This is a genomic window from Deltaproteobacteria bacterium (assembly GCA_016930875.1).
In the GTDB taxonomy this organism is placed as follows: domain Bacteria; phylum Desulfobacterota; class Desulfobacteria; order Desulfobacterales.
The window spans coordinates 1-15,088 of the sequence record JAFGFW010000211.1; the positions used below are offsets into that span (position 1 = coordinate 1).

The 15,088-nt window shown below is 50.0% G+C and carries 12 protein-coding genes; 2 read left to right on the forward strand and 10 right to left on the reverse strand.

What is annotated here, in order from left to right; genetic code table 11:
* Positions 1-198: 198 nt before the first annotated feature.
* A complete protein-coding gene (locus tag JW883_17305; protein MBN1844021.1) occupies positions 199-393 on the reverse strand; it encodes a hypothetical protein in 195 nt (64 codons plus the stop codon).
* A gap of 2,070 nt (positions 394-2,463) precedes the next feature.
* Here JW883_17305 and JW883_17310 point away from each other — a divergent pair.
* On the forward strand, positions 2,464-4,008 hold the full coding sequence (locus tag JW883_17310) for a PilZ domain-containing protein (protein ID MBN1844022.1): 1,545 nt from the start codon (positions 2,464-2,466) through the stop codon (positions 4,006-4,008).
* A gap of 28 nt (positions 4,009-4,036) precedes the next feature.
* On the forward strand, positions 4,037-4,471 hold the full coding sequence (locus JW883_17315; protein MBN1844023.1) for a hypothetical protein: 435 nt from the start codon (positions 4,037-4,039) through the stop codon (positions 4,469-4,471).
* A gap of 11 nt (positions 4,472-4,482) precedes the next feature.
* Here JW883_17315 and uvrC read toward each other — a convergent pair whose 3' ends face one another.
* The 9 genes from uvrC to JW883_17360 all read right to left on the reverse strand — a co-directional run bounded on the left by uvrC (position 4,483) and on the right by JW883_17360 (position 14,867).
* Positions 4,483-6,300 (reverse strand): excinuclease ABC subunit UvrC, encoded by a 1,818-nt coding sequence (gene uvrC, locus JW883_17320; protein ID MBN1844024.1) that lies wholly within the window; start codon positions 6,298-6,300, stop codon positions 4,483-4,485.
* Between the two features lie 244 nt (positions 6,301-6,544).
* Positions 6,545-7,441, reverse strand: a complete 897-nt coding sequence (locus JW883_17325) for a DMT family transporter (GenBank protein MBN1844025.1) — start codon at positions 7,439-7,441, stop codon at positions 6,545-6,547.
* Positions 7,442-7,558: 117 nt separating this feature from the next.
* Entirely contained in the window at positions 7,559-7,987 is a 429-nt protein-coding gene (locus JW883_17330) for a response regulator (protein MBN1844026.1), read from the reverse strand.
* A gap of 57 nt (positions 7,988-8,044) precedes the next feature.
* Complete coding sequence (locus JW883_17335) at positions 8,045-8,710, reverse strand: HAMP domain-containing histidine kinase (protein MBN1844027.1); 666 nt, start codon at positions 8,708-8,710, stop codon at positions 8,045-8,047.
* A gap of 11 nt (positions 8,711-8,721) precedes the next feature.
* A complete protein-coding gene (locus tag JW883_17340) occupies positions 8,722-9,081 on the reverse strand; it encodes a response regulator (protein ID MBN1844028.1) in 360 nt (119 codons plus the stop codon).
* Positions 9,078-10,820, reverse strand: a complete 1,743-nt coding sequence (locus JW883_17345) for an ATP-binding protein (GenBank protein ID MBN1844029.1) — start codon at positions 10,818-10,820, stop codon at positions 9,078-9,080. The genes JW883_17340 and JW883_17345 overlap by 4 nt, the downstream gene beginning before the upstream one ends.
* 63 nt (positions 10,821-10,883) lie before the next feature.
* Positions 10,884-12,110, reverse strand: coding sequence for a response regulator (locus JW883_17350; GenBank protein ID MBN1844030.1), 1,227 nt, complete (start codon positions 12,108-12,110; stop codon positions 10,884-10,886).
* 27 nt (positions 12,111-12,137) lie between these two features.
* On the reverse strand, positions 12,138-14,264 hold the full coding sequence (locus JW883_17355; GenBank protein ID MBN1844031.1) for a SulP family inorganic anion transporter: 2,127 nt from the start codon (positions 14,262-14,264) through the stop codon (positions 12,138-12,140).
* Positions 14,265-14,279: 15 nt separating this feature from the next.
* Entirely contained in the window at positions 14,280-14,867 is a 588-nt protein-coding gene (locus tag JW883_17360) for a TetR/AcrR family transcriptional regulator (protein ID MBN1844032.1), read from the reverse strand.
* Positions 14,868-15,088: the final 221 nt, after the last annotated feature.

Here is a 15,088-nt window from a genome sequence, read left to right on the forward strand (position 1 = left end):
ATAGATGAGCACTGCGGATGCACTCCCAGCCACTAAAAAAACTGCTAAAAATGATAATATTAAGATTTTTAACTTCAATATTTTTGTTCCCCCCTTTCTTAGATTTTTTGTATCCAAATTCCTCAATTTCCCTCCTTTCCAGAATCGTTTCACCTGACTCTGTTTTTTGATCGTTGAGGGTTACTTACAGTGCCTAACTCAGCTTACCAGCTTCAAAAACTTGCACATCTGTATCCCGGCCACGCTAAGCCAGACAAGCCAACTGTATATGAGAACCTCGTAGTACCTGCATATTGAAACAGATAGGCCCTTGCTGAAGCCCCTTTCCACCAGACGGCAATGAACATGAAGTGGGTTGAAACGGTGTTGAATGTATAAGAGCTTTTCTATCATTTCCTGTCATCTCCTGACCTCAAGCCCTCAAACTGCCAATCGTTTCTGCCAAGGTGTTTTCCGTTTGGCATCCTGTTACTACAAGGTCTGTGCCAAGGACTTAAAATGAGGACAGAAAAACCTGCGCAATTCACTTCTTGTGATATATCAGATAGTTACAGCCCACATTCAAAACCAGTCAACCTCTGGCAACACGTGTCTCGGCCGAAAAGTTCGTGGTCAGGAGAAAACATTTTACCAAGAAAGTGGTAATAAAATACATACAGATGAATCTTGTTCCGTCTATTTGCCTGTGTATTCTATTTCCCTTGCCTTGGGGTTAAGGGAGGTCTTCTAAAAAGCCAACCGTGTCAGACTCATGCCAGGAAAAACATTTTCGCTTGTTCCGAGACAGATATTGGCTACGCTCCCGAAATAGCAACTCACCCTTTGCCTGGCGTTCCGTGACCTTGGGAAACACCAGTCCGTTTTGTTGTAATAGCTCTGGGACGTCCTCAAATAGTCGGCGGTGGGGTGGAAACTAGCTTGTCGGCTTCCCAAACCTGCAAACATGCACGGAAACTATAGTAAACCAGACAAGCCAACTATATATAAGTATTTCGTAGTACTTACATATTGAAAAAGACAGCTTCTTATTCAGCCCTCTTTCAATCAAGCGACAATACACATGAAGGGGGTTCAAACGGTGTTGCACATTTAGGATTTTCTTTAGCACAGCTCTGTTATCTCGGACCCAAGAATGTTAAGTTCATCACGTTTGTCTTAACCAAAGGATTCTTGGTCTGAAAACTTTATCCTACAAGGTCCGTGCCAATAGACTCAAAAAAGGGCAAGAAAACTCACAAGGTACATTCTTTAATATATTTCACCTAGTTACAATTAATATCATGGCACATTAGATAGTCTGTCCGTAAACGACCATCTTGGGGATAGGAAAAGTCTTGCCTAAAAGTGGTAAGAACTTACTATGGAGGGGAAGTGTTTACCCCTGGATGTTGCCATAGAGACAACCAAGTTAGCGTTTTTGTTACCACAATATGCAGTGCCTGTCAACCAAATTTCTCACAATGTTTGCAAAAAACTTCATGTCGTTGCGAGCCCTCAGTTTGCCTCTCGACCGACAAAGCATGCCCGAAAATTTCACGCCCCTCCCTCGCAAAGACATCAACCCCGGATTATTAAGATATTCTGTTGTGTGTATAATTTTTCACTACATGTTGGCAGAAAATATCTCTGCCAATCACCCAACTGCATCAACCAGATATATTCCACTTTTACAATAGGTTATATTTGGACACAAAAAGATCTAGTTCGCGCCCCTAACGGAGAGATAGAAAATAATGCCAATGTGTGTCATAAAACTTCCAACTGGCGCTTTCTCGATGTCCGATCCGATTCCATGACGAACTTCAACTCAAACCCGCAACCACAAAGGGATTCCGCCTTGTCGAGTAGAAAAATACCGACGAATCAATTTCTGGCACTGAAATTGCTTTTAATGCTTTTATTTCTGTGGTACTAGCAATCGGTACTCAAATATGAATCTGGTGGCAGGCCCACCTCTACCCCCAATGCCGTTGACTTGAGGATCAATTCATAAACCTGATGCCCTACAAAATCCCCTCGGCCCCCCTTTAGAAAATGGGGGAGATTGTGGAAGCATCCCTTTGAAAAGGGGAGAGATCGTCTGGGTGGGGTAAGACTGCAACGCTTTGTTTTTTTAAGACATGTGCGCAAGCGTTCACAGGTTCAGAGTTCAGCCCGTTAAATTTGGCGCAAGGTTGCGCCTGACGGCTTGAAAATATTACACTTCGTGTCCCGAAGCGAACCCTGCTATTTAACAGGGTGAACCGTTCAGCCTCCGGCCTGTAGGCTTCCGGCTCAAAGAGCCTACAACTCGGAGAGGCCTACGCCCCGGAGGGGGTTACCTTTCTTCCGTTAACCCGTCTTCGGCGGGACGGTTCAGACCTGCCTCGCCGACAGGCGGGTTTGTGAGATGAACCTGCAACCTCTGAACTTTTAACCCTGAACCCGTGAACGGTTACACATGTACCTGCATGGAGGCAGATTATGAACATCGACAGAAGGAACGAAATACGTGTTCCACTGCTGTTGCCCGTTGAGTGCCACGGATTTGGCGATGAAACCCAGGATTCCTTCAAACATGACATGAATAGCCATGACATAAGTCCAAACGGCATGGCGTTAAGGTCTGAAACGCTCCTAGAACCGGGCCAACCCTGCCGTTTCATGTTTGTGTTGCCACATCATCAGGAAAAGACAGAAATTGCCGGCGAAGTCCGCTGGACTACCGGCCAGAAAGCTCATAGGAGGAATATGGGGATTCGGTTTTCCGAACCCATTGCTTTTTCTATCCCATTTCCGGTAGCCGAGAAAGCGGTGCAGAGCCTGCGACGAGATGTAGATTCCCATTTGGCTTGTCTATACCAGGCAGTGAGCGACGCGTGCGTGTGGGTCAACCCGAGGGGGAAAATCATACAATACGACGAACGTTTTCTTCAACTCCTGGGATGTTCCGACGTTGATGTGACAGGAAAGTCCGTTTCAGACTTTGCCCATGCCGATGATCGACAGGGTCTGTCAAATCTATTGGCAGAGCCTCATACTACTGGCCTTTCATCACCCGCCACTGGATTGTTTCGTATACAGCCAAATGGGGGCAAGGCCCTTTTTTGGAGAATCCGCGTGCTCCCCGAACGACTCTGGTCAACTTCCAGGGCAATCCATATTGAAGATATGACCGGATTTTTCAGTCAAGAAAGGGAGAAATACCGTTTGGAACAGCAAGACCACCCAAGCACATTGAGTGCGGATGATCTGAGCCTGAATCACCTTCAACAGATCCTCGGGGCGACCGCCACTGGTTTCCTCATAAGGAATGTGCTGGAGAAGGTATGCGATCCCCTCACTTGCCTTCTGGCTCAACTGGACCTCCTCCGATACAAGCTGGCATTATCCGGGAAAGAATCCCGGACAGAAAATGGTGACGAACTTACTTATTATGCAGAAAAAATAGAAGAGGTCGAACAGATTGTTAAGGATCTTTCTAACAGATTCAAACACATGCTGGAGAATACCTGTTGCCATGAACCGACGGATATTAGCCGGTTTGACATCAACAAGAGCCTCTCAAAGGCAATAGGCATGGTTCGTGCGCCAGAAGGGCTTGAAGGTAACAGCATAACCTTTAAGCGGCGAACAAAACTGCCGATAACGGAATCAAACGAGGGAGAATTCGTTATGATCTTTCTTGTCTTTCTGTTGCTATGTCAAGACTGCCTGAGAAATGTTTCTGACAGAACAATAAGGTGTGAAACGGAAAGAGACAACGGTCACATCATCGCCAGGATCCTGCACAACGGCCATGTACGGCAAGGCAAATACTTGGATATGCTTTTTCACAAGAATCCCGTTCACGCATATTTCTTTGAACATAATTCCATCTCCCTTGTGGATACACTTTTGTACTATGGCAACTTGTTGTTGAAAAAAAACAACGTGAGAACAAAAGTTACCAACATCCCGGGCCATTTCAGCCTTTCTTTTCTCATACCGGCCGGGAGCCAGTCAAGGGGTGCAAAAAACCCAAAATGAAAGCGACTACTCGTTACACAGGGTCACCATGACCCACGAGGATGCCGGGCATTATGCCCGAAAACACGGACCAGACGCGGTCGTAGATGAGCTGATCAGGGATACCCTCTTGAAGCGAGCTGTCGACGGGAGGCTTCCCTGTGCCGTGGCCTTTGATGTGGCTAAACGCCTTGAGGTCACGCCAGAGGCCATTGGCCGCGCGGCAGATCTCATGGAGCTGCGATTGCTCAAATGCCAACTTGGACTGTTCGGCTATCATCACAAAAAATCTATTGTCAGACCTTCGGCATTGGTGAGCGCAGCGTTGGAAGAGGCCATCCGAAACGCTCTTTTGAACGAACGCTTACCCTGCAAGAAGGCCTGGGAGATTGCAAAGACGTTCGGAGTTCACAAGATGAAGGTAAGCGCTGCCTGTGACGTCCTGGAGATCAAGATTAGTCCGTGTCAACTGGGGGCGTTTTAGGATTTCAGACCTCATTGTCTCAACGCATCAAAAACGGCTTGAGCTGCTTGGCGAGTCATGCCGGGCACAGTGGAAAGATCCTCAACAGAAGCGGCTCTAATGCGCTTCAGGCTTCCAAAATGCTTTAGCAGGTTTTTTCGGCGCTTGCTTCCGATCCCGGGGATGTGTTCCAGTATTGACTTCCGGTAGGTTATCATCCGTCGTTTGCGATGGTAGGCAATCACGTAACGGTGGGCCTCGTCTCGTATCCTTTGGAAAAAGAGCAACGCTTCGGGAGACTTTCTTAGATTAATCGGGTTCTTGCGCCCGGGCTTGTATATTTTGTCTTCTGTCTCACCGCGCTGAGAGTCTTTTTTGGCGATCCCGATAAGGTCAAACAAACCGTGGAGGCCTAAACCTTTGAGCACAAAAACGGCGCTGTTCAGTTGTCCCTTTCCACCGTCTACAATCAACAAATCAGGCAAAGATCCTTCAACTTCTCTTTTCTTATATCTCCGTGAGAGCGCCTCCCTCAGCATTGCATAGTCATCTCTTGCTGATACAGCCTTAATCCGGTACCTCCGATACCCCTGTGGAGCCCGTTTACCCCTTTCAAATAAGACCATAGCGCCAACACCTTCAGTTCCGGCGATGTTGGAAAGGTCAAAGCACTCTATCCGTTCGGGCCGTCTGGACAAGGCAAGCGCCTTTTGAAGTCGATCCAGCATCCCTTCTTCAGCCAGTGCAGCATTGAGGTGGTCGCGCAGACTCTTTTCGGCGTTCTGCGCAGCCAACTCAAGAAGCCTAGCCTTCTCACCTCTTTTGGGCATCATGATATAGACCTTCTCGCCTTTCAGCTCCTCCAGCCATTCTTCGAGCAGGTCTTTGTCTTCAGGAGCGCCGGACATCAAAATCTCTTTTGGTATGAAAGGGGCATTTTCGTAATACTGCTTCACAAATGAAGAAATAACCTCGTTGTCAGGGGCCAAAGTATCTGCAAAGCGGAATGGCCGGTTGCCCAGCAAGAACCCGCCCCGGATAAAAAGAACCATGATCAGGACCGCCCTCCCCTGTCGAGCCATCCCTACCACATCCCTGTCCTTAAAATCCGCCGTGGCAGCTACCTGTTTTTCCAATGTCTCTTCAAGGGCGAAGAGCCTGTCCCTGTATGCCGCGGCTGCCTCGAAATCCTGCCGGGATGCAGCCGCTTCCATCTCTTTTTTCACATGCTTGATCAGCTCCGGCATTCGTCCTTTCAAAAATAGTATGACCTGATCAACAACTGCTCTGTATTCGGATGGATCAACAGGGCGGCTGCACGGTCCAAGGCACAGCCCCATCTGATAATTAAGACACGGGCGATCTCGACGCTTGGGATTGTTGCCCTTGCACTTGCGAAGCTTGAAAGTTCGATGGATTACTTTAAGTGTCTCTCGTACAGCGCCTGCCGAGGTGAAGGGACCGAAATAGAGGGCCCCATCTTTTTGAAGTTTCCTTGCAATGATCAGATTCGGATAGGGACTTTTGATGTTAAGGCGAAGACACGGGTACCGCTTGTCGTCTTTCAGAATAACATTGTAGCGGGGACGGTGTCTCTTAATCAGGTTGGACTCAAGGATCAGGGCCTCTTTTTCAGTGCTGGTAATGATGGTTTCAAAGTCTGCGATCTTTTCAATCAGGACCCTTGCCTTCAAATCCTTATGTGCTGTCTTGCTGAAATAGGAGGCGAGACGTTTTTTCAGGTCTCTTGCCTTGCCTACATAGATGATGCGCCCGTTGGCATCCTTCATGAGGTAGACGCCCGGTGTCGACGCAAGGTTGGCAAACCCTTCTTCCAGTACTGGTCTCATTGGTTTCATCTTAGATTATCAAACAGACGGGATCAAACAAGCTTCGTGATTTCGCAAAAAGCCCTATAACCGGTCATTCCGAGGGAGGTACGACTGAAGCAATCTCCTGAAAATAAGGGGATTGCGGAACCTGTTCCGAGCGAAGCGAGGAATCCCCGGGTTTGCTTCGGCTTCGCCTCGCAACTCCTCACTCCTCGCAATGACAGCTCGGGACCAGGGGTTTTCGTTCAGAGACTATTTGCTTTCATCCCAACAAATAAATACAGACCACTCCCAAAAACATGAGCAGGGCTCCTAACATCCGGTTGGAGATCTCAGATTCCTTGAATAGAAGCCACCCGTACACAACACTAAATAAAACACTCATTCGTTTCACTGAAATCATATAAACTGCTTTGACCATACTTATGGCCATGACATGGCACAGCACATGTACATAGAGCAAGAGCCCCACGCATATCCCCTTATTGGGCATTCTTAGCAAGGCTCCCCATCGAATCTTACCAAAAAGAGGAAAGAAAACCAGTGTCACGAGATCAAAAGCGCCAAGGAAGAAAAATCCGAAAAAGAGCGGGGATGAGTGCTGGATGGCCTTTTTCCCCAGAACAGCCAAGAGAGAATATATCAAGGAAACAATGAGCATCAATATCGATCCGGGCTCCTTCAAAATAGCTTGAAATGGGGCGAGGTACCCATGTTTTACTTCAGTACCATGCAACACATAGCTACCTATTACCACACATCCTATTCCAAGGCCTCCAAACAAATTCGGGACCTCTTTAAGTATGAAAAATCCGGTGAATATCATGAAGACCGGGGTAAAAGACAAAAACGGAATAGAAAGGGAAAGGGGAGAGACTCTGATCGCCTTCATGTAAAGGTAAAAGGCGAAGCTGTCCAAGGGCACCAATATAGAGACTGTCTGCCAGAAAACCCTGTCCAATTCAGGAATAGGTATAAAGGGGAGCGTAATCAGTACAAACGGGAGGCTAAACAGCGAAGCTACAACCGCCATCTCAAGGGCTGAGAAACGGCCAAAGAACTTTTTGGTAAGGGCATCTCCAGTGGCAACCGAAAGCGCTGTCGCAAGGGCAAGGGTGAACCAAAGCAAGGGATTAGCCTCATCAAATCTCATAGCCATAGACGGGTACTCATTGAGTTGTTGATTGGCTGAGTCGTTGATCTCTACCGAGCACAACTACTCAACCGCTCAACTACTCAACAATTCGTACCCTTCATTCTATCCAATGCCCGGGTTCTACCAGCCTTTGCCCTGGATGATATCCTTGATTTTTTCCTCGGTTTGTTTTTCCACGAGGATCATTTTTTTTGCTTGGGCATTCCTGATTTTTTCGGTCAAAGCATCCATGTTGGCCGGTTTTTCGACAAAGTCCATTGCGCCGAGTTTCATAGCCTCAATGCCCTTTTCCAGGGTAGCGTGCCCGGTGAGCAGGATAATTTGGAGTTCGGGTCTCTTCTCTTTAAGTATCTTCAGGACCTCAAGACCGTCCATTTCGGGCATCATGAGGTCTAAAACGATAGCGTCGAAGGATCCCTCCTCCGCCTTCTTGAGGGCATCCTTGGTTGAGGTAGTGGTTGATACGTCCATACCTCGGGCTCGCATTCTCTCTCCCAGGGTTTCAATGAAATCCTCTTCGTCGTCAACGAGTAAAACTTTTTCGGTCATGGCAATACTCCTTTCCAAAATAGTACAGTATTTGCCTGCCGGAACGGACACCTGACCCTACTGGCCGATGTCTCTCGGCAGCATGAGAACAATCTCTGCAGCTCTTTCATTGATCGCAAGTTCAGCCCTGAGCGCGTCAAGCAGGGCTATTTCCCTTTCCCCCGGAAACGCACTCGTCGTCCTTTCCGAAAGGCCTTGGAGCTGCGTCAATTTGAGCCGCGCCCCGTTTTCCGTCTGTTCGGCCCTAAGGCCGACGGTCTTTCCGCCACCAGTCGCGTCCATAGCAAAATCCAGGCACAGCCACACCAGGTTTTCCAGAAAAAAGGATCTTGTCGCGATCGTAACCGGAATCGCGCCAGACTCCACTTCCAGAGTTACGCCTCGCACGAAAGCCAACCTGCCGGAGAGCGTGGCCACGAAGTCAAGGACTTCATCCAATTCAACGTTCTTCACGGATTCGTCAATGCTATGGGCAAACCTGTTCATTGTCTTGACGATTCCGTCCGCCCGCTGGACCTGCTTGATGACCTTCTCGGCCAGGGTCTTGAGCCGTCCAGGGTCGATGGGCATCCCCCTGTCTGCCATGAGAGTGAAGTCTTCCAGAAGCCCAGCGTTCTCGTTGATAATAGCCAGGGCGTTTTTGATTTCATGGGACATAGAGGCGGTCATTTTCCCATAGAACCGAAGCCCTGTTTCACCAATCATGTCACATCCGCAGCTCATGGCACACCTCTTCAGTCGTTGAGGATCTCATTGATCTTCTCAATGAGATCCTCTATTTTAACAGGTTTGACTAAATAGTAAGCGGTTCCGGCTTCAGCTGAACCGGCCCGGAAATCCTCTTCTGAACCATGCCCGGTCATGAAGATGTATTTCATCCCAGGACGCTTTTCCTCCAATCTTCTCTTCAGTTCAATCCCGCTCATCTTGGGCATCTTCACATCGAGCACGGCAATATCATACCTTTTTGATTCCACTCGCCGTATGGCGTCATAGCAGATGCAGGCCCAGTCCGCGTCGATCCCCCTGATGCGAAGCCGCTCCGCCAAGGCGGATACCAGTTCTTCTTCATCGTCCACTAATAACACTCTCATGCGTGTAACCTCTTTGTTTTCTGTTTCAAGAGAAGCGGCAGCGTAACAGTAAAACTTGTTCCCCTCCCGACTTCGCTTGCCACTGACATGTTGCCACCGAGTTTGCGGACAAGCCCGTATGTAATGGAGAGACCGAGACCCGTCCCGCCCTTTTTCTTTTTGGTGGAAAAAAAAGGCTCAAAGATCCGCTTGAGGTCTGCCTCGGGAATGCCGCACCCATCGTCGACCACCTTGACCGAAACGGAGTCCTCATCCTCGCGGCAAACCTTCACGTCCAGTTTTCCGCCGTCGCTCATGGCTGCGAAAGCATTGTTCACAAGGTTAAGAAAGATCTGCTGAAGCTTTCCCCGATCGCTCTTAAGTGTTGGTATATCATCGGGCACGTCCACGTTCACGGTGATGCTCCTGTACTCGGCCTCCTTACCCAAAAAACCGAGGACTTCGTCAATGAGATCTTTAAGGTTAATGGACTGGATACTGACGTCCATGTGGCGCGCAAAACTCAAAAGCCTTTTCGTAATGGTTCCGCACCGCTCCACCGAGGACAGGACCGACTCTACAAGGCCGATTATCTTTTCGTCCTTCGCGTACTCATCCTTCAGATTGAATATGTCGTAAATCAGCCCGGCCTTTTCGTTGATAATAGCCAAGGGGTTGTTGATCTCGTGGGCCACGCCCGCTGCTAGCCGACCAATGGAAGCCATCCTGTCTGAGTACTCCACCTTGTGCAGGGTCATCACCCGTTTCTCGTCCGCATCGTGTATCTTATTGACTAGACGCGTAGCAACGCCCAGTATCACGATCATTATGATAGTAATACTAATCGCCAGAAACGCGATAAGCTTTCTGCGGGTTTTGTGCCAGGGTTTCATGAGTTCGCCCTTCTGCTTGACGATCATCAGGATAAAGGGCGTATCGCCGATGTAGGCATAGCCGACAACAAGAGGCTCGCCATTAACGCCTTTGCTCTCGAAAACCCTCGTGGTCGGCGAATACTCCGGAACGGGCAAGGACATTTTTTCAAGAACCTTGCCATGGTACCGAGACGGGGTCTGGATCGTGCCCTGATGGTTGACGATGAAGGCATCACCCCGCCCGCTCATCTGGAGTTGTGAGAGCAATTCATTGAACTGCTCCGTATCCACCGTTGCCCGAAGGACATAAAAAGACCCGTCCGGCAGGCTATGCTCAATGGCAATGACCAGATGGGGAGTTTGCCGGAATCCCAGGAACACGTCGCTGATGTACACTCCGCTAACCAGGACTTCCTCAAACCAGTCCTGGTCACTGTAGTCCATGCCCTCAAGCCTGTACGGCCCCACATAGGTGCGCTGCCTGCCCCACGAGTCGATCACTCCGAGGTCCGTGAACCCGACAAAGGCCTTCTGAAGATTCTCCAGAATTGAAGCGAGTTTCTTTGGATCGGTCAACACCTCAAAGGCGTTCTGGTGGACGATGAAATCCAGCGCGGACTTTCGTTCCGCGAGAAAATACGTGACGGTCCGACGGGAATTAGACACCAGCCTGGACGTGCGCAGAAGGATTTCAGATTCCATGGCATTCTGTGTTACCCTGTAATCTAACACGGTCATTGATATCACCGGCGCCAAGGCAACTCCAGCCGTAAGAAGGACCGCCAGCTTCCAGATACGGCGAAAGTTAAAGAGGTGCTTGAACGGCCCCTTATCGCTATCCTTATGATCCCAAAAGTCTGGTTTTAATCTTCCCAATATAGACATGTTCGATCCCGGCCTATATGTTTGTCATCGTGCACCAGATGAAAAACTGGGCGCCCGAGCCGGTTAGCGCTTTCCGTTCTTTTTTTCTTGAATCTTCTCGTTGGCCCTCTTGAGCGTATCACTGAGCACATCAATATCTACCGGCTTTTGCAGGTAGGCAAAGGCGCCTAGCTTCATACACACTTCCCTGTCGACGTCGGATCCATGACCGGTAAGAATGATGACTTCGATTTCCGGACGTGTTTCCTTGACCCGCCGCAGCACCTCCATGCCGTCTATGCCGGGCATCTTAAGATCCAGGATCATGACCTCCGGCTCGTCCTCTTTGACCAAGTGCAGGGCTGATTCCCCGTCGTAAGCCACTGCAGAGCCCATTTGGCGCATGAGCAGGCGTTCGGACAGGGTTTGGACGAACTCGCGTTCATCGTCTACGAGCAGAACCTTGGACGGCATGTCGAAATCATACTTGCGGTAGATGTCGGTCTGGTAGTAATCTTTGCCGACCTCGGTCTTAACAGATGTGACCCCTTCCACCTTGTCTGCAATGGACTTGAGTTCCTCTTCGAGTCGGTGCAGCATTAGAACGTGCTTGTTGATAGTCAAGGTGATTGAACCGTTCCTCGCGCTCACGTTTACGTTGTGCCCCTCCTTGGCCAAAGCCACCTCCACCCTTGCAGCCAGGAGGAAGTCTTCCACTGCCTTTTTTGATCCTTCAGTGACCTGGAGAACCTCTCTGCTCGCGTTCTCATCGATAAGCGTGGCGGCTTCTTGCGAGCTTTTCTTGTTCATGGGAATAACAATGTCATAAAAAGAAGAACTCCATGGATCATTTTTGAAAAATAGAGTCTTAACCCAGGCTGCACAGTCCTCGTCATGTCTGTGTATGAGCTTTCCCGCTTCCTTCTCGGAGAGGCCCCGCTCCTTGTTGGCCACGGATAGCCTGAACTTCATGTCTGCAATAAGGCAAACACGAAGCACGTGAGTGATCTCCCTGGGAATCAAGTGTGCCGCAAACCCGAAGATAATGACGTTATCGCTGCAAAGCGTTTCGGCCAGGACGAGCCTGAGCAAGGCGACAGAACGCTCACGTTCGTGGGTAAACTTGTTGAAAACCGAGGTCTTGGTTGAGAAAGCCTGTGCTATTTTGCTCTCGGCCATGCCGGACAGTTTGCTGGCTTCGGCCACAAGCTTTTTGTCGGTAATGAGTCTGGAATCTGTCCTGTCAAGCGTTTCTCGGACAACAGAGTCTTCCATGCAGAAAATACCGTTGAATACGGTGATGACAGACATCTTGCTCCCCCTTTTCCTGTCACATGTTTAAGATAGCTGGCAAACGGTTGTGAGCGGACACGTTTTTTCTTCACCCCCAGTATGAGTATGGCCGTGAACCGAACAGATGGCCTTGTCAATGGTCGGATAGATGTGGTCCCGGCCGACCCTCTCCAGGAGGTGTGTGCGCCTGAATACCGCCATGACAGACTCATTCACGCCACTCAAGGAGACGTCCACGCCGGCGCTCCTGCACCTGTCTATGACAAGGGACAAGGCTTCTTCACCTGACGCATCCATATCATTAATACCGTTGAACACAATAACAATGTGTTTCAGGTTTTCCATCTTGAGCATACGTTCCGTGATCTGGTCCTCCAGGAAGCTCGCATTGGCGAAAAAGAGCGGGCCATCGAATCGGACCACGGCGATATGCTGACATTCCTTAAGGCCGAAGATCACGGCATCGCGTAGTGTTTCATCCTCGTGTCTGGACAAGGAGGCAACAGTGGGTCGCATGCTCTTGTACAGGAATACGAGAAGCGAGAGGACCACGCCGATCTCGATGCCTTTTTCCAGGTGCGGGGCAAAGGCTAAGGTGCAAATGAAGGAAATTATGGATATGGCCCCGTCATACCATTGAGCCCTCCATGCGTGGATAAAGCCTGACGCGTTTACAAGGCCGATGACCGCTATCATGATAACCGCGGCCAGTACGGACTGGGGCAAGTGATAGAGAAGCGGCGTAAAAAACAAGAGCACAGTGACCACCATCAGGCTGGTAATCACGCTGGACAGGCCGGAGACCGCTCCAGCTTGAAGGTTGACCGCCGATCTGGAGAAGGAACCTGAGGTTGGATAACTTCTGCTGAGAGACCCTAATATGTTTGCCAGACCCTGGCCGATCAGTTCCTGGTTGGGATCCAGGCGCTGGCCGGTCTTGGCGGCCATGGCCTTGGCGATGGCGATGGCTTCCATGAAACCCAAGAGCGAAATGATGGCGGCAAAGGGCAAAAGGTGCAGGATAATCTTGAGGTTGATGTTTGGAACAGACAAGGAAGGCAAGCCACTGGGGATCTCACCGACCACCGCGCCACCGCCCATCATGAGCAACTTGTTCTCCTTCAGCGGTTTGTTCCCCACCTTGATGCGCCAGGTACGCCCGTCAGCTCTGATCCCTTGTGGAACCTCATTCTGCAGGTAGAATCTCTGTGAGCCCCCTTGATCCTTTGCGCCCTCGAACAGTAAGTCCCTGATTTGCTCCCGGTAGACATGTGTTTCATGTTTCAGCCGCTCAATCTTGATGCCGATGACGCTCGTGTCGTGCTCCGCATCAAGGACACCGATCGTGTCGTGGGCGTCCTTGGCCTTGTCCAGGGCCTCGCTCACCTCGGACCGCTTTTGCGCGAGAGGCTTCATGCCGGCCACAGCCGCGTTAAATTCCCTGATCAGGCTGCGGACCCTCGGCGACTGGATGGCGGAAATATCAACCATAGTGTTGTGCTGGAACCCTACGGCCCAAGAAATAAGAGTGGTCACAACCACGGCCACAAGCACATTAGGCATCCTCGGCGAGACCCGTTTCAGTCCGTACATGATTGCAAAGGCCAGCGCACCCATAGACAGCGTTGGCCAGTGCATATAGTGAACAGCCGCCTTACATACATGGATAATCGTCTCATAGTGATGCGAGGCCTTGTCCACGTACACGCCAAACATCTTCGAGAGTTGCGACGAGGCAATGATAATGGCCGCCGCGTTCGTGAACCCGTTCACCACCGGGTGGGACAAGAAGTTGACCACAAGGCCGAGCTTCAGTACGCCCAGAGAGAACTGAAACACCCCGACCATGAGGGCCAGCAGGATGGCGTAGGCAATGTATCCCTCCGTTCCCGCAGTGGCCAGTGGCTCAAGCGACGCGGACGTCATGAGCGAGACCACCGCCACGGGACCGGTAGCCAATTGACGACTCGAGCCGAACAGAGAGGCAATCATGGGCGGGAGAAACGAGGCATAGAGCCCGTAGTATGCAGGGAGCCCGGCCAATTGAGCGTAAGCCATCGACTGTGGAATGAGAACGAGTGCTACTGTCAATCCCGAGATGGCGTCAATTCTAAACCTGTCAAAACCGTAATCCTTAAACCAACCAATAAACGGAAAAAATTTCGTCAGCATTGGCGTTACCTCTTACTAAGATTCTCTGTTCTCAAGTATCCTGCGACACGATTGCATAAGCTCGTTGTAGAGACCGCCCGCATCGTAAAGGTTATAGGTGTTAAACCGCACTATGCCGTCGACCATGGAAAAGATAATTAATGCCGTTTTTCGGGCAGACATGTTTCCAATGGATCCATCCTTTTGTCCGAGAACAACGGCCCGCTCGAAAATGTCCAGGAGGCAGTTGTAAATCGCCTCAAGATGACCCCTGCACTCGGGATTGGCCTGGGCAAGCTCATAGGCGTCGTGGCGGTGTAAAAGAAGAAACCTCTTTTCCATGCTTCCGGCGAGATACAGATAGAACGATATGGCCCCCTCGACCATCTCCAGACCGGTGTCGAACTCCCTTTCTCCAAAATACCGGTCGGCCTCGTCTATGATACGGGCTTTCAGGTCTTCGAGGATGGAGAGAAAGATCTGTTCCTTGTTCTTGAAATGATAGAAAATTGTGCCCTCGGCCGCCCCGGTAATCTTGGAGAGTTCGGCCATGGAGCTGTCCTTGAAGCCCTTTTCGGAAAAGAGGGTAGCTGCGATGTGAAGGATGGTCTCTTTCTTGGACATGTGATACTCCTGCGGCCAAAACCGACTGAGCCCTCAGTCGGTTTTTAATATATTCATTCCAATTACCAAGTCAAGAAAAAAATCCTAACATTTCGTTTTTTTTCGCTTCACGGTTTGAGTGTTTCAACGAAGAACTGAAACCTCCCGCCGAAGGCGGGTTAACAAAAGAAAAGTGATCCTGAGCCGACTTCGCCATGCCTACTTCGCCGAAGCTTCGAAGG

Excerpts from the sequence above, each read along its gene's own strand:
- JW883_17330 (MBN1844026.1), bottom strand. The coding sequence starts at position 7,987 with ATGACCGAAAAAGTTTTACTCGTTGACGACGAAGAGGATTTCATTGAA.
- uvrC (MBN1844024.1), bottom strand. The coding sequence starts at position 6,300 with ATGAGACCAGTACTGGAAGAAGGGTTTGCCAACCTTGCGTCGACACCG.
- JW883_17310 (MBN1844022.1), top strand. The coding sequence starts at position 2,464 with ATGAACATCGACAGAAGGAACGAAATACGTGTTCCACTGCTGTTGCCC.
- JW883_17360 (MBN1844032.1), bottom strand. The coding sequence starts at position 14,867 with ATGTCCAAGAAAGAGACCATCCTTCACATCGCAGCTACCCTCTTTTCC.
- JW883_17355 (MBN1844031.1), bottom strand. The coding sequence starts at position 14,264 with ATGCTGACGAAATTTTTTCCGTTTATTGGTTGGTTTAAGGATTACGGT.
- JW883_17315 (MBN1844023.1), top strand. The coding sequence starts at position 4,037 with ATGACCCACGAGGATGCCGGGCATTATGCCCGAAAACACGGACCAGAC.
- JW883_17305 (MBN1844021.1), bottom strand. The coding sequence starts at position 393 with ATGATAGAAAAGCTCTTATACATTCAACACCGTTTCAACCCACTTCAT.
- JW883_17350 (MBN1844030.1), bottom strand. The coding sequence starts at position 12,110 with ATGTCTGTCATCACCGTATTCAACGGTATTTTCTGCATGGAAGACTCT.
- JW883_17335 (MBN1844027.1), bottom strand. The coding sequence starts at position 8,710 with ATGAGCTGCGGATGTGACATGATTGGTGAAACAGGGCTTCGGTTCTAT.
- JW883_17340 (MBN1844028.1), bottom strand. The coding sequence starts at position 9,081 with ATGAGAGTGTTATTAGTGGACGATGAAGAAGAACTGGTATCCGCCTTG.
- JW883_17325 (MBN1844025.1), bottom strand. The coding sequence starts at position 7,441 with ATGGCTATGAGATTTGATGAGGCTAATCCCTTGCTTTGGTTCACCCTT.
- JW883_17345 (MBN1844029.1), bottom strand. The coding sequence starts at position 10,820 with ATGTCTATATTGGGAAGATTAAAACCAGACTTTTGGGATCATAAGGAT.